The following is a 24598-nucleotide window of genomic DNA, read 5'->3' on the forward strand; positions in this document are numbered from 1 at the left end:
TGATCTGCCTGCCGATGGTGATTTCGTCCTGCCGCGACGCGTCCGTATACAGCCGATATGCGACGGTCTGCCCCAGATAGGCCAGCTGACGGACATTGCCCGCGTCGTTCGCGCCCGCCCCGACCGTGACCTTCGGCGCGAGGCCCGGTGTGCACAACACCGTGACCGCATTCGTGCTGCCTTGCGCGACCATCGTCGCATCGGCGTTGCCGAAGACGCCCGACTGATCGGCAAAGGCGATCGTCCCGATCCGCCCCATGGTCGCGGCGCTGTTGCCGCCATTCACCGCACAGGCCGCGAGGATGTTCAGGGACACGGCGATCGTGCCGCTGGCGGTTTGTGCATGTGCCGATGTCGCCACGCCAGACACCGCGATCATGCCGACCGCAATACCCAGAACCCTGCTCGTCATCTTACGGTAAATCATGATAAAACAGCCCTCCATTTGGGCTGTTCTCAATGGTTGCCAGTTAACAGGATGTTGAACAACCGATCTGGCCGACGATAGCTTTCGATCCAACGATTATGACATGGTTCCAATAAGATGACGGCTCTCGTGGCCGGTCATGGGACACGCCCCGCTCTGACCGCCCAGAGGCCTCCTAATTCGGATTGCCGACCGGGATGACCGGATTGCCCTTGTAGCTGCCAAGTTTGACGTGGAGCACCTGCGCACGATCGGTGAAGTTGATACCGTAGTCGGTCTGATCACCGTTCAGCACACGGTCGAACACCCAGTGCCCCTGCACGTCGTAATGCCCTTCCTCGACCCGATCGTAGAGCATCGAACGCCCGCTGTTTGAATCCGCCAGCGCGAACGAGACGCGCGTATCGAACCCGGTCACGAGATATTCGTCGGGGCCGATCTCGGCGATAGCCAGACCGCCGGTCGGTTGCGGATTGCCGGTCGGCTTGTCGGTGCCGAACTGATACTGGCCGAACGTCGCGGTGGCGCGATACTTGCCGAGGTCCATGACCTGCCTGTGCTCGGCCTTGGGGTCGGTCGGCTCGGCCACGCCCCAGGTCTTGCCGGCAAAGGCCAGCCGCGCCCATTCCCGCATCATCGGCTCGAACACGCGGTAGTTGCGCGCGAACAGCTCCATCGTCGGCGGGTCCAGCGTCTTCGCACCGAGCGGGAAGTTGTAATAGCCGCTATCGTCCATCCCAAACGGCGCGAAGCCAAGCCCGCCCCTGCCGACCACCGGATAGAAATAGCGGGCGAACTCGGGCGCATTGCCCGTCTCCGGGATCAGCAGGGCGTTGTCGGCACGGCCGTAGAGCTTCAGATATTCGAGATACGCGGCATGATCGCGCGCATAGATATCGGGCGCGACCAGATCGAGCGACGGCGCCGCGGCCTTGTACACGTCGATCACGTGATGGATCGGCCCACCGCTCGAATAGGTCGTTGCCGCCTGCCGTCCAAAGGCCGAGGCGAGCGCGGCATTGACGTACATCGGCACCGGCTTCACCGCCTTGCCCGCCGCCGCGATCTCCTCGATGTAGCGGGCGATCGACCAGGCGTGGAAATACTCGTCGGCATCGGCGCCGAACACCTGTTTCCAGCTGCCCGCGGGCTTGCGGAATTTTTTGAGCAACGCTGCCGGGACCGGGCCGTCGAACAGTTTCTGCGCGACCGGCGAGAAATCGCGGACGCTGCCATAGGTGCCGGCCTCGTTCTCGGGCTGGACCATGATGACGGTGTTCTGCGGATCGGCGGCCTTCAGATGCTGCATCAGCTTGACGAAGGCGCGCTTGTCCGCCTCCAGCGTCGACCGATGGAGCGGCGACAGCGCATAATGCGTCTCGCCCTTGGCGTTGGTCATCCGCGGGAACCGCGCGTTGTCGAGCTTGACCCAGGCGGGCGCATAATTGGGCGAGGTATTCTTCCACGTCGCGAACCACAAAAGGACGAGGCGCACCTTGTTCTGCCGCGCCTCGGCGAGCAGCTGGTCGAGGAAGGAAAAGTCGAACTGCCCCTCGGTCCGCTCGATCTGCTCCCAAGCGATCGGCACCTCGACGGTGTTGGCGTGCATCGCGTGGATCGTCGGCCAGACCTTGGGCAGCATCGCCGGATAATTGCTCGAATTATTGACCTGCGCGCCAAGCATCAGCCACGGCGCGCCATCGACCATCAGCGCGTGATGCCCGTCGCGGGTCACCAACCTGGGTACCTCGGTCGCGGTCTGCGCGTGCGCGGTGCCGGTGAACAGTGCGGCGGCGAGGGTCAGGCCGGCGAGTGTGCGGGAGGGGCGGAAGATCATGATGCAGTACCTCGAACGAAAAACGGGAAAGCCGGCACGGATCAGTCCTCGACGAAGACGAGGCCGCCCAGGCCCGATGCGACCGTGCCATCGCTTTCGAGCAGGAGGGTGACGGTCCGCTCGCCGGGTCCTGGCGGAAAGGCGACGCGAAGCGTGGCGGCGCCGAAATCGGGCTTCGTCGCGGCGCGCTTGCCGTCGATCCAGATTTCGCCGCGCCCGACCAGATCCTTGAACACGATCGTCCCGCCCCGTTCGCGCGTGCCGCGGTGCGGGGTGAGCTTGGCGCGCAGCACGGTCCAGCGGCCACTGCCCTGCGGCGGCTGGATCTCACCCGCGCGGACATACAGCCAGCTGTTCATGTCATTGTCCGCCAGCACGATGTCGGGCGACGGCTTGGCGGTGGCGGCGGGCGACTGCCGCCAGTCCTGCACCGTCAGCGTCATGCGGGCGGGCGCGACGAACGGACGGGCCGGCGTGGCGAGGCGACGCACAATGCTGATGGCCGGGCGCAATCCCGCCGCGCTGGCCGAGAGCTTGACGGTGCCCGCGCCGCCGCCGCCCGCGCGAACGATCACCTGCGCCAGGCCGTTGAACAGGCGCCGACGATTGCCCTGTTCGGCTTCGTGGCTGACCGGATCGCCATTGCCGAGGCCGATGATCGCGCCGCCGCTGACCGCAAAGGTGACGTCGAGATTGGCGGTCGGCACATGCCGCCCGCGCGCATCGACCGCGTCGATCGTATAGGGCTGCACGTCCTCGCCATCCGCCGCCATCGCACGCCGGTCGGGCGTGATCCGCAGCGCGACCGCAACGCCGGTCGTCTCGACCACGCTGCGCGCGACCGCGCGTCCGCCGCGATAGCCGATCGCCTCGAGCCGGCCCGGCGCATAGGGCACCTGCCAGCTCGGCATCGTGTAGCGATCGACCTTCTGCTCGCCGATCAGACCGCCATTAAGCATCAGCCGCACGGACTCGACATTGGTCAGCGCCATCACCTTGACCGCCTGCCCCTCGCGCCCGGGCCAGTTCCAGTGTGGCATCAGATCGAGCAGCGGCACGTCGTCGACCCACTGCGCGCGGTGCAGATAGAAGGCCATCTTCGGAAAGCCGCACAGGTCCATGATCCCGAAATAGCTGCCCGCGGACGGCCATTCGAACGGGGTTGGCTCACCGTGATAGTCGAATCCGGTCCAAACGAACGTCCCCGCGACGAACGGCCGCTCGGCGACCGATTTCCAGCCCTCGCGGTGGGTGCTGCCCCAGTCCGCCGGTTCCTCGTCATAGGACGCCATCACGTGCGCGGCGCGGTCGGTCTCCCACGCCCCGCGCGTCATGAAACTGCTGGTGTCCTCCGAACTCGTCAGCGGCAGCATCGGGTTGGCGGCGTGGAACCGGTCATACTGGTCGCGCTGATAGTTGAAACCGACCACGTCGACCGCCTGGCTGACATTGACCGGGGCGAACATCCCGCTGTTCATCGCCGCGGTGACCGGTCGGCTGTCGTCGAGCGCCTTCACCGCGACCGACATGCGGCGGACCATCTCATACCCGGCGGGCGTCCCCTGCATCGGTTCCTCGTTGAACACCGACCACATGAACACGCTTGGCCGGTTGCGATCGCGGCGGACCAGCCATTCGAGCTGGTCCATGTAATCGGGGCTGGTGTTGAAGTTGCGGTTCTCGCTCATCACCAGGAAGCCGAGCCGGTCGCACGCGTCGAGCACCTCGGTCGCGATCGCGCTATGCGCGAAGCGGATCGCGTTGCACCCCAGGTCCTTCAGACGACGCAATCGCCAGTCCCACAGCGCATCGGGCACCGCGACGCCGACACCGGCATGATCCTGGTGGTTGCACGTGCCCTTGATCTTGAGCGGACGGTCGTTGAGATGGAAGCCCGTCGCGGCGTCGAAGCGCAGCGTGCGAAAACCGATCCGCAACGTGCGTTCGTCGACGGGCTTGTCGCCGCGCATCAGTCGCGTCCGCAGCGTGTAGAGCGTCGGCGCGTCGATCGACCATAGCCGCGGCGCGGGGACCGGGATGGTCAGCGTCGCGCTGCCCGGCTTCAGCGACGGCACACGCGCCGCTGCGGTCTGCGTCGCGATCGTGCGGCCGTCGGGATCGATCAGCGACACCTCGATGCTCGCCTCGGCCGGGTTCTTGCCGATATTGCCGAGCGTCGCGGTGACGGGCACGCTCCATGTGCCATCGGCGGCGCGGCGCGGATCGGCGTGGATGCCGTCGGTCGCGATGTAGGTCGCATCGCGTTTCGCCAGCCAGACATGGCGGTACAGCCCGGCACCTTCGTACCACCACCCCTCCATCGTCTGCGCATCGACCCGCACGACGATGCTGTTCAGATCATTGCCATACCGCGCCAGATCAGTGATATCGATATAGACGGAGTTATAGCCGCTCCAGTTGTGCGCGACGATCGATCCATTGAACCAGATCGTCGCATTCGTCGCGATCCCCCCGAACTGCAACTCCAGATACCGCCCCCGATCCGCCCGATCGAGCCGCAGCGCGCGCCGGTATAAGCCGAAGCCGCGCCGGCGATAGCCCTGCGAGACATTGGCACTTTCCTCGAACGGCATCGTCGATGCCCAATCGTGCGGCAGATCGACTTCGGGCCAGTCCGAATCGTCATATTGCATCGCCGCCGCGCCCTGCGCCTGCCCCGCCTTGGCGCTGTTGTAGGACCAGCCATGGCCGCGGATCTCCGGCATCGGGATATCGCCGAGATGGAAGCGCCAGCTGCGATCGAGCAGCAGCCGGTTGGGATCCTCGACCGGCACACGCAGCGGCAGATCGTCGCGGATCGCAGGCATCGACAAGGCGCCGATCGCTGGCGCTTGCACCGGTGCAGCCTGCGCGACACCGTCCGCAGCCAGCGCCACGCCCATCGCGGTTCCGCTTCCCAGGAAATGCCGCCGGTTCAGCCGACCCGTCTCGTGCGCATCCGTCATCTCTGGCTTCCTATCCATCGCTGCCGGGCGGGCCCCGTTCGTTGCACCGTCAATGCTGGTGTTCGCATTCGTCGGACACTGGTGGGCGCCCTGGCGACGGCATTGCAACCCCCGCGTCGCCGATCGCGGTGCTGCGCTACAGGTCCAGGTCGCAACATCGCACGGGAGCGCACCAGAAGCCCGGGAGCCTTTCGAGACCCCCGGGCTTCGGCCGGTCAGTAGTTCACGCGGAGCGTCGCGCCGAAGCGGCGATCGACGACCGAATAGTCACGCGGCCGACTGTCCAAGCCGAAGAACGTCTCACGCCGTGTGTTGAGTAGGTTGGTGGCATCAACCGACGCGGTGATATTGGGCGTGACGTCGTAGCTGATCGAGGCGTCGAGCTGGCCGAACGCCCGGTCGTAGATCGGCAGATTGCCCGTCCCGCTGGCCGACGTGGTACGGACGTAATCGTCGCGCCAGTTATACGCGACGCGCGCCGACAGTCCGTATTTCTCGTAGATGCCGACCAGATTGTAGCTGTTCTTCGACAGCCCCTCGAGCGGCACCGAGATCGGCGCACCGGGGATCGCACCGGCGCTCGGATTGGGCGCCTTGGAGTCCACATAGGTATAGTTGGCCTGCACCCCGAAGCCCGACAGCGGCCCCGGCAGGAAATCGAAGAACTGCTGATAGCCGACTTCGAACCCCTTGATCTTGCCGTTCGCGCCGTTGACCGGCCGGTTGATCTGATATTGCGTGCCGTCGATCACCACCGGATCGTCCACGCGCGCGATGAAGCCGTTGACCGCCTTGTAGAATGCGGCCGCGTAGACCGAGCTGGTCTTGTTGAAATACCATTCGAACGAGACGTCGAGCTGATCGGCGCGCAGCGGCTTCAGATCGGGATTGCCCGACGAGCCCCGCCGGCTGACGGGATCGAACGTCAGGACCGAGTTGAGCAGATTGTAATCCGGTCGCGTCAGGCCCTTCGACGCGGCCAGGCGCAGCTGCAGCGTCTCGGTGATCGGGAAGCGGATGTTCAGGCTCGGCAGGACCGAGGTGTAGCTGTTGGTCTGGTCGATCGGAATGGTCGGACCGCCCGACGGCGTCTGGAAGCCGGCGACATTGGTCTTGGTATTCACGATGCGCACACCGAGATTGCCGTCGAACGGCAGGATGGTCTCGGACTTGAACCGCGCGACCCAATAGCCGCCGATCGTCTGCTCCGAGACGTCGTTGCGACCGGTCGGCAGATATTCCGGAACGGCAACCTGGCCATTGGGATAATAGGAGGCGAAGGTCTGGCGAACCGCGTTCAGATCGCCGCGGATCACGTCGAACGGCGGGATCAGGAAGCTGCCCAGCCCGGCCGCATCGCCGCGGAAGAAGTTCTTCACCGGCACGGGGTTGTAATAGCCGGGGATCGCCGAGAGCGGCGTACGCGGCACGCGTGGCGTATCGAACAGGTCGACATAGCCGAACACCGGATTTTCGACGACCGCGTTCAGCTTGGTGTACCGCACACCCGCCTTGATCGACGTGAAGAAGCCGCCATCGGTCTCATATTCGACGTCCTGCCGTACCGACCATTGGTCGTTGTGGCTGCGGCTGCTGGAATCGAGGATGTAGAGATAGGAAAAGTTCGCCGGATCGGTGAGGAAGCTGGGCGATCCTGCCCCGGTCACGCCGATCACGGGCAGTTTGCCGGTAATGTCGACGCTGAGCGTGTTGGGCTGGTCGCTGCCGACGCCGAGCGCGAAGAACTCCGTCTTCGTGCGGCTGTCGACATAGCTGACATCCGTGGTCAGCGTGAGCTGGCTCGTCGGATTGAACTTGAGCCCGCCCGAATAGGATGCGGTCTTCGAACGGCGATCGCTGCGATAGGTATTGCCCTCGACGAACACGTTCTGGAACGTGCCGCTCTGGAACTCGCCATTCTCGTCGAACGTGAAGCTGCTCGCCGGCCCCGGCGTGATCGGCGCACCGCCGCGGCCGAACGGGTAGACGAGATAGCCGACCTGGTTGAACTTGTAGTTGGCATAGTCGAACTGGCCATAGACTTCGAGATTGTCGGCAGGCTTCCACTGGACCGCCGCGGAAATGCCGATGCGGCGGCGATCGCCGACATTGTTGAACTGGCCGACGCCGTTGGGCACGATCACCGCGTCGGCGGCATCAGCCGTGCTGCCATTGCCGGTCCGATCGACGATGCCGGTGCGCAGCTGATAGGGCTCGATCGACAAGGCATCGGTGCGATAGGCGCCGCGCTGGAGCGATCCGTTGAGCAGGAAGCCGATGTCGCCCAGACCGGTCTGGTAGGTGTCGGTGATCAGACCCGAGAACGAGGTCTTGGTCTTGTCCGCCAGATCGTGATGCGTGACCCGCGCGCTGCCACTGATCGTCGGCTTCGAAAAGTCGAACGGCATCCGCGTGCGCAGGTTGACCGTGCCGCCCAGACCACCCTCGATCACGTCGGCGGCGGGGTTCTTGTAGACGTCGATCCCGGCGAGCAGCTCGGAGGGAATATCCTCAAGGCTGATCGTGCGGCCGTCGCCCGCGGTGAAATAGTCGCGGCCGTTCAGCTCGGTACGGACTTGGGTCAGGCCGCGGATCGCGATCCGGCTGCCCTCGCCCTGGTTGCGCTCGATCTGGATGCCGCTGATCCGCTGCAGCGCCTCGGACACATTGTTGTCGGGCAGCTTGCCGATGTCTTCTGCGACGATCGAATCGATGATCTGGCTGGCGTTGCGCTTGCGCGCCTGTGCGCTCCGAAGGCTGGCGCGGACCCCGGTGACCACGATGTCCGCATCCGCATTCGCATCCGCATTCGCAACGTCGCCGCTCGGTGCGACGGTACCCGCTTGCGCGCCCTGATCGATCGGTGACGGGGCGACCTCTTCGGCCGTGTCGGGGACGATAGCGGGCGCCTGCTGGGCGCTCGCGGCTACCGTGAATGCCGAGACAATCGCGAGGGCAGATGCCCCGCTTGCCAGCGCCTTGAGCACACAAGCCGAACGGAATTTTACGCGGTTCAAACACCATCTCCCCAGGATACCGAACGGACCACCGCTCGAAATTTATGCCGCATTTTGAGCCATGAAGCGCTCTGCGGTCGAAGTGTGGTATCGGTATCAATCGACGAATTGTCTGACAAGTCATATTTTTGGCAGAAAATTCGGTTGATCTGTAGCGCGGACCTGCAATTATACGACAAATTTGCCGCTTTGGCGAAGTTTGCGGTACCATAACGGGCACAGACCCGCGGAGAGGATTTCAATGCATATCGCCCCAGCCCGTGTCGTCACGCAGCCGTCCGACGATTCCCGCAGCACGGTATCGCCGGGCTGGTCGCGCCTGATCGCGCGATTTGCCGTTGGGGTTTCGCTGGCGACGATTGCGACGAGCGGGATTGCGGCGCCGATCGCGACGGTCGATCGCAACGGCAGCCTGGTTTCGGTCGAGGCCTATGCCCCCAACATCGTCCGCGTGACGATCGCAACCGACCGCGGGCAGGTCGACGCCCCCCCGGGCGACGGTCCCAACGCCAAGCCCAATGCCGCGGGCTGGACGCACCGCAACGATGCAGGGGCCGATATCTTCACGTCCGCCGCGCTGTCGCTTTCGGTCGATGCCAAGCCCTGGCCCAAGGCGCCCACGCAGATGGAGCGCTATTTCGCGCCATCGCTGCCGCCGGTGTCGGTGACGATCCGCAAGCCCGACGGCACGATGCTGACGCAGATGACCGGGTGGGAGATGGGGCCGCATACCGTCAACGGCGAAAAGACGTTCCGCGTCGGTGCAAGCTTCGCCTCGCCCGCCGACGAGCATTATTACGGGCTGGGCCAGAACCAGGAAGGCAAGCTCGACCTGCGCGGCCGCACGATCGACTGCCGCCACAATTACGATGCGCCCGCAGGCGAGACGGTCTGCGTGCCGTTCATGGTCACCAACAAGGGCTATGGCATCGTCTGGGACAATCCATCCTCGACCGTCGTGTCCCCCGGCCTCCACAGTGCGACGCACTGGCAGTCGGAAGTCGGCGAGCGCGTCTCGTTCTTCGTCATCACGGGCGCGACCACCGACGAGATCTACGCCGGCTACGCCACGCTGACCGGGACGACCCCGCTGCCGCCAAAGGCCGCGTTCGGGCTTATCCAAAGCAAGGCGCGGTACGAGACGGAGAAGGAACTGCTCGGCATCGCCGACGGGTATCGCAGCCGCGGCCTGCCGCTCGACATCATGGTGCTCGACTGGTTCTACTGGACGCGCATGGGTCAGCTCGACATCGACCGCACCTATTTCCCCGATCCCAAGGGCATGAACGACAAGCTCAAGGCGATGGGGATGCACTCGATCATCAGCGTCTGGCCCCGCTTCGAGAAGGAATCGCGCTACTTCAATCTGCTGTCGAGCAAGTCCTGGCTGCTGAAGGACAAGGATGGCAACGCCGTCGACGGACTGCCGATCCGGTCAGATCGCGCCGGCGCCTTGCTCGACAGCACCAACCCCGACGCGCGCAACTGGTTCTGGGAGCGGATCCGCGACAATATCGCCAGCCAGGGCTTCGACTGGTTCTGGCTCGACGAGACCGAGCCGGATCTCGTGCCCGACGGCAGCTTCTATTCGATCGGCTCGGGCGACCGTTATCACAACGTCTTCCCGCTGCTGCACACGATGAGCGTCGCGGACGGGTCGGCACGGGATCGCCCCACCATGCGCAACCTGATCCTGTCGCGTGCCGCCTATCTGGGCGCCCAGCGCAATGGCGGGCTGTTCTGGTCGTCGGACATCAAGTCGACCTGGGAGGCGCTGCACCGGCAGGTGCCCGCCGGGCTTGGCTTCACCGCGAGCGGCATGGCCTATTGGGGCAGCGACATCGGCGGCTGGCAGTGGCCAAACGGGCCCAAGGCGACCCGTCCGGTATTGCTCGATCCGGCAGGCGCGACCGCGATGGCGCCCGACTATGCGGATTATCCCGAGCTGTTCACACGCTGGTTCGCCTATAGCGTGTTCACGCCGACCTTGCGGATCCACGGCCAGCGCCCCGCCACCGCGCTCTGGGAATATGGGACCGCGGCCGAACCGGTTCTCGCGAACTTCCTGAAGCTGCGCTATTCGCTGATGCCGTACATCTATTCGCTCGGGCGCCACACCTATGAGAGCAATGCACCGATGATGCGCGCGCTGTTCATGGATTTCCCGAACGATCCCAACGTCGCCGACATGGGCGATGAATATATGTTCGGCCCCGCCTTCCTCGTCGCCCCCGTCACCGAACAGGGCAAGACCAGTCGCCAGGTCTATCTGCCGGCCGGGGCAGACTGGTATGATTACTGGACCAACCAGCGCTTCACCGGTGGGCAGACCGTCACCGCGAACGCAGCGATCGACAGGATCCCGCTGTTCGTGCGCGCCGGGTCGATCATCCCGATGGGCGTCCAGGTCCCGAGCACCGCGACGGCGCAGTCGCTTGAGGCCATTCGCGTCTATCCCGGCGCGGATGCCAGTTTCGCGCTCTACGACGACGACGGCGTGACCAACGACTATCGGACCAAGGGCGGACGCAAGGCGACCCTCCGCTGGGACGACAAGACCCGGCGCCTGACCGCGTCGGGCAAGCTGCCGACCGGGCAGGACGCTGCATCCCTGATCCAGATCGTGGCGCCGAAGTGATCGGTATCCCCGCCACCGCACGGCTCTGGTCCGGGTTGCCGACGGCTTCGCATCCCACGACGCTGCGTGCGTCCTCTGCCGGCGCGGCCGTCGGATTCGTTGCGACCCCGTGAGCATCGATCTCAGCCGTCGTTCGGTTCTCGCCGGCATCGCCGCACTCGGGCCAGCAACGCACGCGCTCGCGCAGAGCCCGATGGGGCTGGCGCGCGGCCCGGTGCAGCCGACCTGGCAATCGCTGGTCGATCACTATCGCTACCCCGAATGGTTCCGCGATGCGAAGCTTGGCCTGTGGTCGCATTGGGGCCCGCAATCGGTGCCCGAGCAAGGCGACTGGTATGGACGCTTCATGTATATGCAGGGCCATCCAGCGTACGAAGATCACCTCAAGACCTATGGCCATCCGACCCGATCGGGGATGATGGAGGTGATGAACCGCTGGACCGCGGCGCGCTGGGATCCCGACGCGCTGATCGCCCGCTATGCCAGGGCGGGCGCGAAATATTTCGTCTCGCTCGCCAATCATCACGACAATCTCGACTGCTACGACAGTCGGTATCACGCGTGGAATTCGCTTCGCGTCGGGCCGAAGCGCGACGTCGTCGGCATCTGGGAGAAGGCAGCGCGCAAGGCCGGGCTGAAGTTCGGCGTCTCGAATCATGCGGCGCATAGCTGGCACTGGTATCAGACCGCCTATGGCTATGATCCGGTCGGGCCGCGCAAGGGCCAGCGCTACGACGCGTTCACGCTCCGGTCCGCAGATGGCCACGGTACATGGTGGGACGGGTTAGATCCGCAACAGCTCTATACGGGCGCGCACGCGGTCCTACCGAACGGCATCGACACGATAGCGGCGATGAACGCCTGGCACGATGCGCATGACGGCCAGTGGATCGAGACCCCGCCGCCGAACGACCCGTCCTATGCCGCGAAATGGCTGCTTCGGCAGACCGACCTGATCGACAAGTACAAGCCGGACTTCTGCTATTTCGACGATTACGAGCTGCCGTTCGGCCCGATCGGGCTCCACGCGGCGGCGGATTACTATAACCGGTCGATCGCCTGGCACGGCAAGATCGACGTCGTGCTGACCGCCAAGCAGTTGAAGCCCTATGCCCGGTTTGGCCTGGTGCAGGACGTCGAACGCGGGTTCACCGACCATCTGTGGGACGAGCCGTGGCAGACCGATACATGTATCGGCGACTGGTTCTACAACGTCGCCCGCCTGAACGATAAAAGCTACAAGACCGCCGAACAGGTCATCCAGCGGCTTGCCGACGTGGTGTCGAAGAACGGCAATCTGCTGCTCTCGATCCCGCAGCCCGGGGACGGCTCGATCGACGGCGAGGAGGAGAAGATCCTCGACGGCATGAGCCGCTGGATCGCGATCAACGACGAGGCGATCTTCGGCTCGCGACCGTGGCGGATCTACGGCGAAGGCCCGACCAAGCTGCAGACGGGCATGCAGAACGAGCAGTCGGCGGGGGTGTTCACGCCGCGCGACGTGCGCTTCACCACGAACAAGGGCGCGCTTTATGCGCTGTTCCTCGGCTGGCCACGCGGCGACGTGACGATCGAGGCCCTCGCACGCCACCGTTTTGCCGACGGCGTCGTCGAGCGCGTAACGTTGCTCGGCGGCGACCGCATAGCGCACCGCCGCGACCCGCACGGCCTGCATTTCGCAATGCCCGCCGGCCGCGGCGACGGCTTCGTTCCGGTCGTCAAAATCGAGGGTCACGGATTGATCTAGGGCGTCGGGTTTCTCGGGGCTCGGCCATTGCTCGTCATCGAGCGGGCGTTCGAAGATCGAATACGCGGTCGCCACCAGCTTCGCAGCCAGTTATATCCGGAGAAACCGGGGTAGCGCAGCGCCAGAACTTCTTGGCGGGGCGGGATGAAAGGATGACGAGGGGTGAGCAATCTGGACTGGGCGCGCCCGCTTGCCGAGCGTGCGCGGGTGGACTCAGCAACGTTCGAAGCCGAAATCCTCAACCGTGGTGAGCCGGTCGTCCTGCGTGCTCAAGTCTCTGCCTGGCCGTCCGTCGTGGCGGCACGCGGCGGCGCCCGGCACGCGGCGCACTATATGGAAAAGTTCGACGGTGGTGTCCCCGTTCAGGTGATGGCGGGGCGGCCGGAGATACAAGGCCGCTTCTTCTACGACGATGCCGTCCAGGGCTTCAACTTCAACCGTCAGATGGTTCCGTTGCGGTTGCTGCTGTCGGAATTGCTTCGTTTTGAAAATGATCCCGCGGCGCCCGTCTCTATGCTGGGTCTGCGCCGACAGGACAGCTCCTGCCCGGCTGGAGCGAGGCAAACCCGCTCGACCTGACGCTACCGGGCGCGAAGGCGCGGGTGTGGATCGGCAACGCGACGCGGATTTCGACGCATTACGACGGATCGGCAAACCTGGCGTGCGTCGTGGCGGGCCGTCGCCGCTTCGTCCTGTTCCCGCCCGAACAGCTCGAAAATCTCTATGTCGGGCCGCTCGATCATACGATGGCGGGGCAGCCGGCGAGCATGGTCGACCCCGATGAACCCGACCTGGAACGCTACCCGCGCTTTGCCGAGGCGATGCGCCATGCGCGGGTCGCGGACCTTGGGCCGGGCGACGCGATCTTCATTCCGGCACTGTGGTGGCACAATGTGCGCTCGTACGAGCCGCTCAACATATTGGTGAATTATTGGGCCGAAGGGACCGAGGCGACGAGTCCGTTTACCGCGATGATCCATGCGCTGGTGGCGGTACGCGACCTACCGCCGCGCGAGCGCGCGGTATGGCGGAAATGGTTCGATCATTATGCGTTCGACGACGCGGCCGACCGGGTTGCCGATCACCTGCCCGAGGCAGCACGCGGCGTGCTCGGGGCGGCGTCGCCGTCGCGGACGGATCGCATCAAGCAGTATCTGCTCCACGCACTAGGCGCGCGATAAGCCCTCCCGGCGTCACCTCTGCCGGCCCGACATCAAGCCGCAGGGCGACCGATCTGGTCAAGGAACTGCTGGTGCGAGGGCATACGGTCGACCGCCAGCCGCATCGCATTTGCGATGTGCGCCATGCGCTTGTCAAGTTCGTCTTCGGGCAGCAGATCGGCGAGCGGGTGGTAGCGTCTGGGAACAAGGCCCTGCCCGTGCATGACCGCGAGCCAGCTCGTCTCGCTGAACAGTTCATTGTCATGGCGATATAGCCGACCATTCTCGCGAAATATCGCGATGCGCTCTTCGAGAGACGTGGGCAAAGCCATGCTCCGGCAGTAGCGCCACAGCGGCGAATCATCGCGGGTCGTGGTGGCATAATGCAGGATGATGAAGTCGCGCACCTGCTCATATTCGACGCGCGTGCGGCGATTATAATAGTCGATGTCGTGCTGGTTGAAACGACGGTCCGGAAAGTTGGTGAGCAGGCGCGCAATTGCCGACTGGATCAGGTGGATCGACGTCGATTCGAGCGGTTCGAGAAAGCCGTTCGCCAGACCGAGCGCGACGACGTTGCGGTCCCAGGCCTTGTGCCGGACGCCGGCCTTGAACTTCAGGAAGTTCGGTTCCGACAGAGGATCACCGTCAAGCGCGGCGTTAAGCCCAGCGAGCGCTTCATCATCGCTCAGGTGATCGGAGCAGTAGACATAGCCGTTGCCGGTGCGGGACTGGAGCGGGATGCGCCATTGCCAGCCCGCCGCCTTGGCGGTGGCGCGGGTGTACGGAAGCGGGTCGGTGGTCCGGCGGCAGGCGCGCGCCACCGCGCGATCGCAGGGCAGCCAATGGCTCCAGTCCTCGAAGCCGGCGCCAAGCGCTTTGCTAATCAGGAGGCCGCGAAAGCCCGAACAGTCGATGAACAGGTCGCCCGCAACGCGGCTGCCGTCCTCCAGTGTCACCGCCTGGACATGACCATTGCCGCTGTCGAGGGCGACATCGACGATGCGCCCTTCGGTGCGCCGTACGCCACTGGCCTCGGCCCGCTCGCGCAGGTAGCGGGCGTAGAGCGATGCGTCGAACTGGAACGCGTAACTGATCGTCCCGAGCGGCGAGCCGGCGCGGCTGTGATCAGGTCGCTGAAAACGCCGAGCCCGCGCGGCATCGGCGCCGATGCTGAAGCGGTCGAGTTCGAGAGCCCCGCCGAGCTGGGCCTGACGAAGCCAGAAATGATGGAAGTGCAAACCCTCCATTTCCTGACCATAGGTACCAAACGGATGAAAATAGCGGTCGCCGATGCGACCCCAATCGACGAACTCGATCCCCAGCTTGAACGTCGCGGCGGTGCGGCGGACGAAGTCGTCCTCGTCGATCCCGAGCAGCCGATTGAAATATTGCAGGTGCGGAATGGTCGCTTCGCCGACGCCGACCGTGCCGATCGCCTCTGATTCGATCAGCTCGATCTCGACCGCGCGACCCAGGACGCGGGATAGGGCTGCCGCCGCCATCCAGCCGGCAGTGCCGCCACCGACTACAACGATCCTGCGAATGGCAAGGTCTTCCATCGCTCAGCCCTCCGTCGCGGCGCAGTAGGACGCGATGAAGCTCGCATGTGTCGGCATGCGCGATGCAGCGTCCTTCATCGCCGACGCCATGGATTGCAGGCTGTTCGCCACGTCGCGCGCGGGCAGCGCCGCGACGATCGGATCGCATCGTTTGGGCATGATTCCCTGGCCCAGCATCACCGCCACCCAGCTCGGGCGGGCAAAAAGCTCGTCATCATAGCGGAAGATGCGCCCCGTTTCGCGGAACAGTTCCAACTTGTGCCTGAGGCTGTCCGGCACGGTCATGGTCCGGCAATAGCGCCAGAACGGCGTATCGTCCCTGTTCGTCGCGACATAGTGCAGCACGATAAAGTCGCGCACCTGCTCGAATTTCTTCTGCATGTAGCGGTTATATTCTACTCTGAGTATATCGGGAATATCCCCGTTGGGGAACAGCGAGATGAAGCGGCTGATTCCTTCCTGGATCAGATACAGCGACGTCGACTCAAGCGGTTCCAGAAAACCAGCCGCCAACCCGATAGCGATACAATTGCCGCGCCAGAACTGCCGCCGGTGCCCGGCCTTGAAACGGATCGAGCGGGGCTCTGCAAGAAGCGCGCCCTCGACCCCCTTGCGCAGGACCCGCTCCGCTTCGTCATCGTCCATGAAGCTGCGGCTGTAGATATGGCCATTGCCCACGCGGCGTTGTGTCGGGATCCGCCACTGCCAACCGGCGGGGCGCGCCGTGGACCGGGTATAGGGCGGGGGCGGTCCGACATGCGCGCTCGGCACCGCCAGCGCGCTGTCGCACGGGAGCCAGGCGCTCCAGTCGACGAGATCGATGTCCAGCGTCTGCCCGGTCAGCAGCGCGCGAAATCCCGTGCAGTCGAAGAAGAAGTCGCCCTTGACCTGCGAGCACGAGTCCATCGTCACGGCGGCGATGCCGTCGCCCCGCGCGGTCCGGTGAACCTCATTCACGACACCCTCGATGCGCTTGACGCCCCGCTTCTCGGCGTAACGCCGCAGATATCGCGCGTAGAGCGTCGCATCGAAGTGATAGGCATAGCGAAGATGCGAGAACACCGATCGCGGGTTCGGGTCAGGCAGGGCGAAGCGACCTGCGCCGGCGGCAACCGCGGAGAGGCTGTAGTCCTCGATCGGTGCAGTGCCGCCATCCCTGTTCAGGCGCAGCCAGTATTGGTGGAAGTCGATTCCCTCCATGTCGACACCGTGCTGACCGAAGGGGTGAATGTAGCGGTCGCCCTTGTGACCCCAGTCGACAAACTCGATCCCGAGTTTGAACGTCGCCTCGGTGGCACGCATGAACTCGGCTTCGCTGATGCCGAGCATCTGGTTGAAGACCAGCATGTCCGGAATGGTGGCTTCTCCGACACCAACGGTGCCGATCGCATCGGACTCGATGACCGTGATGGACACGTCCTTGCTTTCGACAAGGCTGGAAAGCGCGGCGGCGGTCATCCAGCCGGCCGAGCCGCCGCCGACGATGACGATGGATCCTAGGGGGGCCTGCGTCATTTGCGTGGATCCTGGCGGAGATAGCGTTCCAGTTGCGTCATGTAGACGTGGTTCGACGGTAACGCGGCGGCGGCAGTCGCGACCTGCTGTGCCGCATCGTCGAGATAGCGGCGGACCCGTTTGGCATCGGCGCGGTCCGCCAGGCGATCATGGCGTCGCGGACGTCGCCCGATACCGAAGTGCATAATCAGCCAGTCCTCGGGATGAAAGGGCTCGAGATCGTAGGAGACGAGCAACCCGCGTTCGGCGAACATCGCGAGCTTGTGCTCGAGTTCCGCGTCCGGCGTGTCGCGCGCCGCGCGCCAGAAATCGCTGTCCGGCAGGGCGGACGTTTCGAGAAGCGCGCGGGTGAAGCGCATCGCATGATCGTGATCCTCGCCATGCCTGCGGTTATATTCGCGTTCTTCGACGGTCATCGACGCAGTCGAAACGGGGATCAGCGTCATCAACCGCTCGATGTCGCGTTCGAGCAGCATCATGGGCGCCGGTGTGAGGGGCTCGACGATGCCGGCCGCGTGCCCGATACCGACACAGTTCCCCGCCCAGGCCCGTTGGCGCCGCCCGAGCGTCGCAGACGCGCTCAGCCCGCCTCTCGCGTTGCACGACGCAGTTGCATCGGAGACCGTCAGCGATCGCGTCGACCCACGCAGCGGGGTCTGTGCCGCCCAGCCCTTGTCGTGAAACGACACGCTGCGGACCGGCGGGCCGAGCCGGGCCTCGGCCACGTCGTCTGCGGAGATCTGCAGCGCGCGCCCGCCCAGCCACGCGGGATCGAGCCGAGACAGGAGCTCGGCCGACGGTCCGCTGCAATCGAGATACAGGTCGGCCGTCACCATGTCGGCACCATCGAGTGCGATGCCGGTGATCGCTCCGTCGCCCACCGCGACCCGGGTCAGCGCCCCCTTCAGATGGTGGATGCGGCCGGGCGGTACGGCGGCGGCGAAACACCGGGCGTGGCTTGCCGGGTCGCAATGATAGCCATATTCCGCACGCGCCAGCGGCTGCTGACCGGCCGCGCCGGGTGATCGCGGGGGATGCGCAAACGTACCCCGACTTCCCGCGACGGCACCGAGAAGAAACGGGTCGAGCCGCGTCATGCCCTGTTGTACCAGATACTGGTGCATCAGGACGCCGTCGATCACCGGCAGCGTCAGGTTGAAGCACTGGATCCAGGATCGCCCGCCTTCGGCCCAGTGCACATATTTGCTACCCCAGGAAAAGGCGGCGGAACTGCCAAGTACGAGAGCGGGCTCGGTGACACCGGCCGCCAGGTTGAACGCATAGCTGCCTGGACCGGACACTGTGCCGTAGAAAAGGTCGGTGCACCGGTGATCGCTATCGATCTCTGCAAAGGTGATCCGCACGGTGTCCGGGAGCTGGCGCGCAAGCGTCGCCACCGTCATCCAGGCGGCAAGCCCTCCACCGCAGACCACGATGTGCCTGATGTCATTACCCGGCGTAAATGCAACAGGTGTTCCCGGTGCGCCGATCAAGCCCCGGCAACGGCAAGACGCGCCGCTCCTCCGCTTTCCCGGATGAAGGCGGTGTGCTCGGGTGTCCTCCGTACCGCAGCATCTACCTTGGCGCGCACGTCCGATGCTCTGGCCGTCAGAGCATCGACGCTCATGTTCTCGACGCGCGGATCATGCCGGTCGGGAACGAGATTCTGACCCAGGAACACCGCGACCCAGCTCGGCGACAGGAAGAGGCCGAATTCGTACTGGATCAGGTGACCGCGGGTACGCCACGCGTCGATCCGCTCGGATAGACTGTCGGGCAAGCGTAGATTTCGGAAGTGCCGCCACATCTCGCTGTCGTCGCGTTGCGTCGCGACGTAATGCAGCAGCAGGAAGTCGCGGATGCGCTCATAGTGAAGGCCTATGCGGCGGTTATATTCGGCGATGTCGCGCGCAGCGAAACCCTTGTCCGGAAAGACCGCGAGAAGTTCGGTGATGCCATCCTGGATCAGGTTGATCGACGTCGACTCGAGCGGCTCGAGGAAGCCGCCTGCCAGCCCGATCGCCACGACGTTCTTTTTCCAGAACTCGCGCCGTCGCCCCGTCGTGAACGACAGCCGGCGCGGCTCTGCCTGCATCGGTGCGTCGAGCCCCGCAACCAGCTGATCATGTGCCTCGTCATCGGAAATGAAGCTGCTGCAATAGACATGGCCGTTGCCGACACGGTGTTGCAGCGGGATCCGCCACTGCCACCCGGCGGTGCGTGCAGTCGCCCGGGTGAACGGGCGCAGCGCGCCATTGCTCTGCGTCGGGACCGCGATCGCCCGATTGCACGGCAGCCATGCGCTCCAATCGTCATAGCCGCTTTGCAGGGCGGTCTCGATCAGCAGTCCTCGAAATCCGGAGCAGTCGATGAACAGGTCGGCGGATAGCGTCGTGCCGTTCGTCAGCACGACATCGCGCACAAAGCCGGTTTCACCGTCCTGTACGACCCTGACCACCTTCCCCTCGGTGCGCGACACCCCCCTTTTCTCGGCAAAGCCTCGGAGAAATTTCGCATAGAGCCCCGCGTCGAACTGGTAGGCGTAACCGAAGGTCGACTCGACGGCGTCCAGGTCACCAGAGGGCCGTCGAAAGCGGCCCTGCTCCGCGGCGATGACCGGGTAACTATATTCGTCGATCCGGCTCCGGTCTCCCGATTGGCGCAGCTTCAGCCAGTATTGATAGAATGGCACGTCGTTGGTCGTCGGCCCGAAATCACCGAACGGGTGGATATATCGATCGCCGCGGCGGCCCCAGTCGCAAAATTCGATGCCCAGTTTGTAGGTGGCCTCCGTCGCCCGCATCATTTCCGCTTCGTCGATGCCGAGCGCGAGGTTGAATGCTCGAATATGCGGCAGCGTCGCTTCGCCAACGCCCACGGTGCCGATCTCGTCCGACTCGACCAAAGTGATCGCTATCGGGAGCCCCGCCAGCTTGGCCGCCAGGGCGGCCGCGGCCATCCATCCTGCGGTGCCGCCGCCGACAATGCAGATGCTGCTAATGTCAGACTGTTCTGCCACGAACGCCCACCACGTATCTTGCGGGTGCACCACAATATGGCATCGCCGCTGCCCCTCCTGTTCCCCGCGCCTATTGGCGCCTTACGCCTGATTAAAGCCTGAGCTCGGGAAGGCAAGCGCGGTCGCGAACGTCGGCAAGTGATTAAAAGACAAGCATTCTGTCGCAATATTCAGGTCTTGATTGTCGCAGAAAGCGGACGTAGCATTACTCTTACATTTGACGACCGGTCGTGATGAAGAGCTCAAAAGCTCAGATCACTCAGAAGCTGGCGCAGGTGAGGAGGAAGCCCGGAACAAACCGGACAAAGAGGGGATGCTGTGATGCAAAATTCGGTTTTTCCGGCGTTATCAAGCTCGACCAAGCGCTTTCTGCTTTCGACTTCGGCGCTCTCGATAGCGTTGATCGGGTCACCAGCCATGGCCCAGACGGTTTCGTCACCGGCAAACGAGCAGACCTCGCCGCCGAAATCCGGTTTGCCGGATACCGACCCGGCGACCGCGCCTCAGACGACCGAGCTCGACGAGACGACGACCGAGGACATCGTCGTAAGGGGCATCCGCGCCGCACTCGAAAGCGCGAAGGACATCAAGCGCAACGCCGACACGGTCGTCGACTCGATCACAGCCTCCGACATCGCCACCTTGCCCGATCTGTCGGTGGCAGAGGCTCTCGGGCGCGTCCCGGGCGTGACGATCTCGCGGTTCGCGACCGGCGGCGCGTCACCCGACTTCCCCTCACCCGAAGGCCAGGGCAACCTGATCCGCGGTCTGGGCTTTGTCCGCTCCGAGTTTAACGGCCGCGACGCGTTCAGCGCCAATGGCGGGCGCGTGCTCGATTTCTCGAGTATTCCGCCGGAGCTCATCGGCGCAGTCGATGTGTACAAGAACCAGACGGCCGATCTCATCGAGGGCGGCATCAGCGGCACGATCAACCTGCGCACCCTGGAACCATTCGATCGCCAGAAGCCGTTTCTCGCGATCTCGGCGGACAATACCTACACCGACCTTCGTAAAAAGTCGTCGCCGTCGGGCAGCATCACGGGCGGCAGCAGATGGAAGACGGGGATCGGTGAATTCGGCGTGGTAGCGTCGGTTTCGCGGTCAAAGCTGAGTTCGCGTATCAACGGCTGGCAGCAGAATTCGCCGTTTCCGCGCGTGCTCGACGCGACCGGCAACGTTCCGCAGACAAGCCTGACCGGCGCGGCGAAGCTGTCCGAGTTCACGGGCGTGGATCCGTCACGCATCCTTGGTACGACGCCGGGATTTCAGTTGCGTACGAACGACGTCGATCGTGATCGTCGAAGCTACTACGGCGCGCTGCAGTGGAAGAATGATACGCTGCAACTCACGGCCAAGTATATCCGGGTTGAGGAGGACACGGACAGCATCGAGCGGACGTTCGAGTGGTTCCCCGAGCACGATACGGGCACGACGGCAGGGATCAGCAATCTCAAGGTCAAGCCGGGCTTCGGATCTGATGGTGTCGCCATGTGCAGCGGTGCGGGCGGCTTTCCTTCAAACCCGGGCGACTGCGAGACGCTGATCCCGATCCGCGGTGGTCTGATGGAATCGGGCTTCGTCACCAACCGGATCGATGCCTGGACGGGCGCGGTCGGATCGCCGGTCGGATCGCTTGGCATCGGCAGGACGGAAGAGAGCAAGACCGAGGATTTCAGCCTCAATCTGCGGTGGCAGCCGACCGAACGCCTGCTGGTGACGGTGGACGGCCAATATACCAAGGCAAGCGCACGGCAGCGTCAGATCTGGGGCGGCTTCAACACCTATCTGGACTGGCAGATTGCGCCCGATCTCGACAATCCGCGGATCGCCTTCTCCGTCAATCCGGCCCATCGCTTCAATCCGGGCAATACGCGCTTCAGCGGTGACAGCGATGCCAATCCGCTCGCGTCGCCGACATCGTCCGGCGATCTGAACGGCGCGACCTGGCAATTCGCGGCCGACCAGTTCCAGGTCGGCAAGGGCGATCTCTACGCCTTCCGTGCCGATACCGCGTACGACGTGTCGGGGAGTGACGGACTTGCCGGCTGGTTCGACAGCGTCAAATTCGGCGGTCGCTACTCCGAGCGGAGCCAGACGAACTCGGAAATGGCGCTGAACTGGGGTGCCATCTCGCCTGCATGGGATGGTCGCGGCGGTTACGGCGTGGTCGGCACCTTTCAGGAACCGACCAAGGCTGCGGAGGCCATCAGCTTCGCCAACTTCTTCCGGGGCGGCGTGGTCGAAGGTCCCAACCAGACCTTCGTCTTTGCGAACTCCGCACTTCTCAACGACTATTCCGCATTCCGCAAATATCTGAATGCAGAGCCGCAACTCGCAAACGCCAATTACAATTGGGTGCCCAGGGGTACGGACGACGGCAGTAAATTCGGGGTCCCCATATTCCGCCCCGAGGACACGTCCAATATCACGGAGCAGACGGCGAACGCGTACGCTCGCCTTGATCTCAAGCACGAGTTCGACAACGGCATGTCGATCGCCGCAAACTTCGGCGTCCGATACGTCCGCACCAAATTGCGATCGACCGGGTTCCAGGCGTTCCGGCCGTTCGTGGCCGATGCCCAGACACCCGCGTTTGCCGACACCGATGGCGATGGTGTCCTGGAGCGAACCAGAACCGATGATGCGGAGAGCCGCGACGATCCCGCGGACTTTCTGCCCCAGTCAATCGCGTACGGGGCTCAGGCGGCTGTACCGATCAGCTTCAAGCAGACCAACGAGAACTGGCTTCCGTCCTTCAACCTGCGCTGGAATGTCGACTCACAGCAACTCGTGCGGTTCGCGTACAGCAAGGGGCTGAGCCGGCCGAACGTACAGGACCTGCGCGCGTCGCAGGAATATGTCGTGACCACGAACCGCGTGAACTTCCCGCCGATCACCGATGAGAATGACCCGCTGTTCGGCATTGATCGGGGTGCGCAGAACATCACGGCAGGCGACATCCGCGTGAATCGCGGAAACCCGCTGCTGCGACCGACCACGGCCGACAGCTTCGATCTCTCGATCGAGCGCTATTTCCGCGGGGGATATTTCTCCGTCGCTGGATTCTACAAGAGCTTGTCCAATATCGTCACGAATGGCGATCTGGCGTTGGGAACGACGACGCTTGACGGGCAGACGGTCAATATCATCTACAATGGGCAGGTGAATCAGGCCAAGGCCAAGGTCAAAGGCATCGAGGTCAGCTACCAGCAGTTCTTCGACAAATTGCCAGGGGTGCTGAGCCATCTCGGCTTCCAGGGAAACTATACCTATATCGACTCGTCGACGACACCGCCTGCGAACGGCGTCGATAGTGATGGCGACGGCAATGTCGATGACCAGACGACCTTCTTCCGGTTTGGCGTCGATGATCTTCTCGGACAATCCGATCACATCCTCAACGTCGTTGGAATTTATCAGGACTCCGCGCTCGAGATGCGTCTGGCGTATAACTGGCGCTCGAAATACCTCACGACCTACCGCGACTATGTGACGGGCAACCCCGTCTACAATTCAGCGGCCGGGTTCCTTGACGCTTCGGTTCGATACAGGATCGGCCCCCTGACGCTGCGCACGTCGGTCGCCAACATCCTCGACACGAAAAGCAAGGCGCGCGTGCAAATCGACCAGAGCGGACAATTGTATGATCGGTTCAGTTTTCTGAACGATCGGCGAATCGTCTTCGGCATCCTGTTGCAGTATTGAAGCTATGCGATCGGGACGGTCGAAACCGTCCCGATCTTCTTTCGTGATGGAGGGCATGATGAAATATGCAGTCCTGATAGTAGCGGCGCTGATCTGCACCCCGGCTGCTGCGCAAAAGGGGTATAAGGCAGCGAAGGCGGCAAGTGACGTTGGTTATCAGTCGTCCGTTGGCGCCGACGGCAGGGTAACCATCGTCTACACCGGCGCAAAAGGCGCAAAGCCCGATGATGTCGCCAAATTCGCCATGTTGCGGGCGGCGGAACTCACCCAGGATGCGGGTAAGGAGTGGTTCGCCGTCATCAAGGCCGAGACGCGCGACCTTACTGCCGGTGGCGGCTCCGACCTGCCCGACAAAACCGGGCCGAGCTTCTCTACAGGGACCGGCGCCAGCGCTTCGATGGGGTCGGCCAGTCAGGCGGGCAGCCCTCCCGGGGTGGCCGATGCAGCCGTACCCAATGGCCCTACGACGGGTGGTTTTGGCGGCGGTGACGTTCCCTACCAGGTGCTGGAACGCTGGCGTCCGAGCCAGTCTGCGCAGACCACGGTCGTGATCCAGATGGGATCAGGCGACCAGGCCTCGTTTCCAGGGCTCACTACGCAGCCGACAATCTACGCTGCTACGGACGTGATCGAACAGATACGGGGAAAACGCAAATAACGAGCAGCGTGCCGATCGGACACCCTCGATCGACCGGTACACTGGTCGCTAACACCCCCCCCCTTGGGGCGGCGCACGGCCGCCCCGTTTTTTCGTGGGACGCAGGCTCGGTCGGGTCGGGCGGCTCCGACTTTCGGCGATCGACTATCGGCGATCCTGACAAACCAATGCGAGAGAATGCCAGCGGGCGCCGGATGAGACGCGCCCCCGTTTTTCCCCTCGATTTGGAGCCGGGATCCGCAATCGGAATGGACGGGTGAAGCAGCAAATCATTGGCATTCTTAATACGGGCGCGGTGGTGACGCATGGGAAGCTATGACAGAGAGGCCGGGAATGCAGGCGATTGT

Annotated in this window: 15 protein-coding genes; 6 read left to right on the top strand and 9 right to left on the bottom strand. The window is 64.0% G+C overall.

The genetic code is table 11. The features are described from left to right. The 4 genes from IFS44_RS17545 to IFS44_RS17560 form a co-directional block, all read right to left on the bottom strand. The coding region (locus IFS44_RS17545) for a spore coat protein U domain-containing protein (RefSeq protein WP_192099424.1) at positions 1-427 on the bottom strand (427 nt) is incomplete at its 3' end. 175 nt (positions 428-602) lie between these two features. Next, positions 603-2264, bottom strand: coding sequence for a DUF5597 domain-containing protein (locus IFS44_RS17550; protein ID WP_192099425.1), 1662 nt, complete (start codon positions 2262-2264; stop codon positions 603-605). 41 nt (positions 2265-2305) lie between these two features. Continuing rightward, the gene (galA, locus tag IFS44_RS17555) at positions 2306-5230 is read right to left on the bottom strand and encodes a beta-galactosidase GalA (RefSeq protein WP_192099426.1); all 2925 of its coding nucleotides are present in this window, start codon (positions 5228-5230) and stop codon (positions 2306-2308) included. 215 nt (positions 5231-5445) lie between these two features. Beyond that, positions 5446-8247, bottom strand: a complete 2802-nt coding sequence (locus tag IFS44_RS17560) for a TonB-dependent receptor (RefSeq protein ID WP_197977930.1) — start codon at positions 8245-8247, stop codon at positions 5446-5448. Between the two features lie 241 nt (positions 8248-8488). Between IFS44_RS17560 and IFS44_RS17565 the strand changes: the two genes are divergently transcribed. The 4 genes from IFS44_RS17565 (at position 8489) to IFS44_RS22985 (ending at position 13813) form a co-directional block, all read left to right on the top strand. Then, positions 8489-10885, top strand: a complete 2397-nt coding sequence (locus tag IFS44_RS17565) for a glycoside hydrolase family 31 protein (protein ID WP_192099427.1) — start codon at positions 8489-8491, stop codon at positions 10883-10885. A 115-nt stretch (positions 10886-11000) separates the two neighbouring features. Then, entirely contained in the window at positions 11001-12632 is a 1632-nt protein-coding gene (locus IFS44_RS17570; RefSeq protein WP_342366481.1) for an alpha-L-fucosidase, read from the top strand. Between the two features lie 162 nt (positions 12633-12794). Beyond that, positions 12795-13211: a cupin-like domain-containing protein gene (locus IFS44_RS22980; protein WP_244650408.1), complete on the top strand. Its 417-nt coding sequence runs from the start codon at positions 12795-12797 to the stop codon at positions 13209-13211. A 23-nt stretch (positions 13212-13234) separates the two neighbouring features. After that, complete coding sequence (locus IFS44_RS22985) at positions 13235-13813, top strand: cupin-like domain-containing protein (protein WP_446740867.1); 579 nt, start codon at positions 13235-13237, stop codon at positions 13811-13813. A 32-nt stretch (positions 13814-13845) separates the two neighbouring features. Here the strand turns inward: IFS44_RS22985 and IFS44_RS17580 are convergent, their stop codons facing one another. From IFS44_RS17580 to IFS44_RS21925, 5 genes are all read right to left on the bottom strand, one after another. Further along, positions 13846-15354, bottom strand: coding sequence for a tryptophan halogenase family protein (locus tag IFS44_RS17580; RefSeq protein ID WP_192099428.1), 1509 nt, complete (start codon positions 15352-15354; stop codon positions 13846-13848). Between the two features lie 3 nt (positions 15355-15357). Next, positions 15358-16869, bottom strand: a complete 1512-nt coding sequence (locus IFS44_RS17585; RefSeq protein ID WP_192099429.1) for a tryptophan halogenase family protein — start codon at positions 16867-16869, stop codon at positions 15358-15360. Further along, a complete protein-coding gene (locus IFS44_RS17590; RefSeq protein ID WP_342366472.1) occupies positions 16866-18302 on the bottom strand; it encodes a tryptophan 7-halogenase in 1437 nt (478 codons plus the stop codon). Before IFS44_RS17590 ends, IFS44_RS17585 begins: the two co-directional genes overlap by 4 nt. A gap of 56 nt (positions 18303-18358) precedes the next feature. Next, positions 18359-19888 (bottom strand): tryptophan halogenase family protein, encoded by a 1530-nt coding sequence (locus IFS44_RS17595; protein ID WP_342366473.1) that lies wholly within the window; start codon positions 19886-19888, stop codon positions 18359-18361. Positions 19889-20130: 242 nt separating this feature from the next. Beyond that, positions 20131-20307: a hypothetical protein gene (locus IFS44_RS21925; RefSeq protein ID WP_197975285.1), complete on the bottom strand. Its 177-nt coding sequence runs from the start codon at positions 20305-20307 to the stop codon at positions 20131-20133. Here IFS44_RS21925 and IFS44_RS17600 point away from each other — a divergent pair. Together IFS44_RS17600 and IFS44_RS17605 are read left to right on the top strand one after the other, a co-directional pair. After that, positions 20306-23593 (top strand): TonB-dependent receptor, encoded by a 3288-nt coding sequence (locus tag IFS44_RS17600; protein WP_197977931.1) that lies wholly within the window; start codon positions 20306-20308, stop codon positions 23591-23593. The genes IFS44_RS21925 and IFS44_RS17600 overlap by 2 nt on opposite strands. A 58-nt stretch (positions 23594-23651) precedes the next feature. Then, complete coding sequence (locus tag IFS44_RS17605; RefSeq protein WP_192099433.1) at positions 23652-24251, top strand: CC0125/CC1285 family lipoprotein; 600 nt, start codon at positions 23652-23654, stop codon at positions 24249-24251. Positions 24252-24598: the final 347 nt, after the last annotated feature.

The sequence above is a fragment of the Sphingomonas sp. CFBP 13706 genome (assembly GCF_014842355.1).
Taxonomy (GTDB): Bacteria; Pseudomonadota; Alphaproteobacteria; order Sphingomonadales; family Sphingomonadaceae; genus Sphingomonas; species Sphingomonas aerolata.

Excerpts from the sequence above, each read along its gene's own strand:
- IFS44_RS17550 (WP_192099425.1), bottom strand. The coding sequence starts at position 2,264 with ATGATCTTCCGCCCCTCCCGCACACTCGCCGGCCTGACCCTCGCCGCC.
- galA (WP_192099426.1), bottom strand. The coding sequence starts at position 5,230 with ATGACGGATGCGCACGAGACGGGTCGGCTGAACCGGCGGCATTTCCTG.
- IFS44_RS17565 (WP_192099427.1), top strand. The coding sequence starts at position 8,489 with ATGCATATCGCCCCAGCCCGTGTCGTCACGCAGCCGTCCGACGATTCC.
- IFS44_RS17580 (WP_192099428.1), bottom strand. The coding sequence starts at position 15,354 with ATGGAAGACCTTGCCATTCGCAGGATCGTTGTAGTCGGTGGCGGCACT.
- IFS44_RS17585 (WP_192099429.1), bottom strand. The coding sequence starts at position 16,869 with ATGACGCAGGCCCCCCTAGGATCCATCGTCATCGTCGGCGGCGGCTCG.
- IFS44_RS17600 (WP_197977931.1), top strand. The coding sequence starts at position 20,306 with ATGGCCCAGACGGTTTCGTCACCGGCAAACGAGCAGACCTCGCCGCCG.
- IFS44_RS21925 (WP_197975285.1), bottom strand. The coding sequence starts at position 20,307 with ATGGCTGGTGACCCGATCAACGCTATCGAGAGCGCCGAAGTCGAAAGC.
- IFS44_RS17605 (WP_192099433.1), top strand. The coding sequence starts at position 23,652 with ATGAAATATGCAGTCCTGATAGTAGCGGCGCTGATCTGCACCCCGGCT.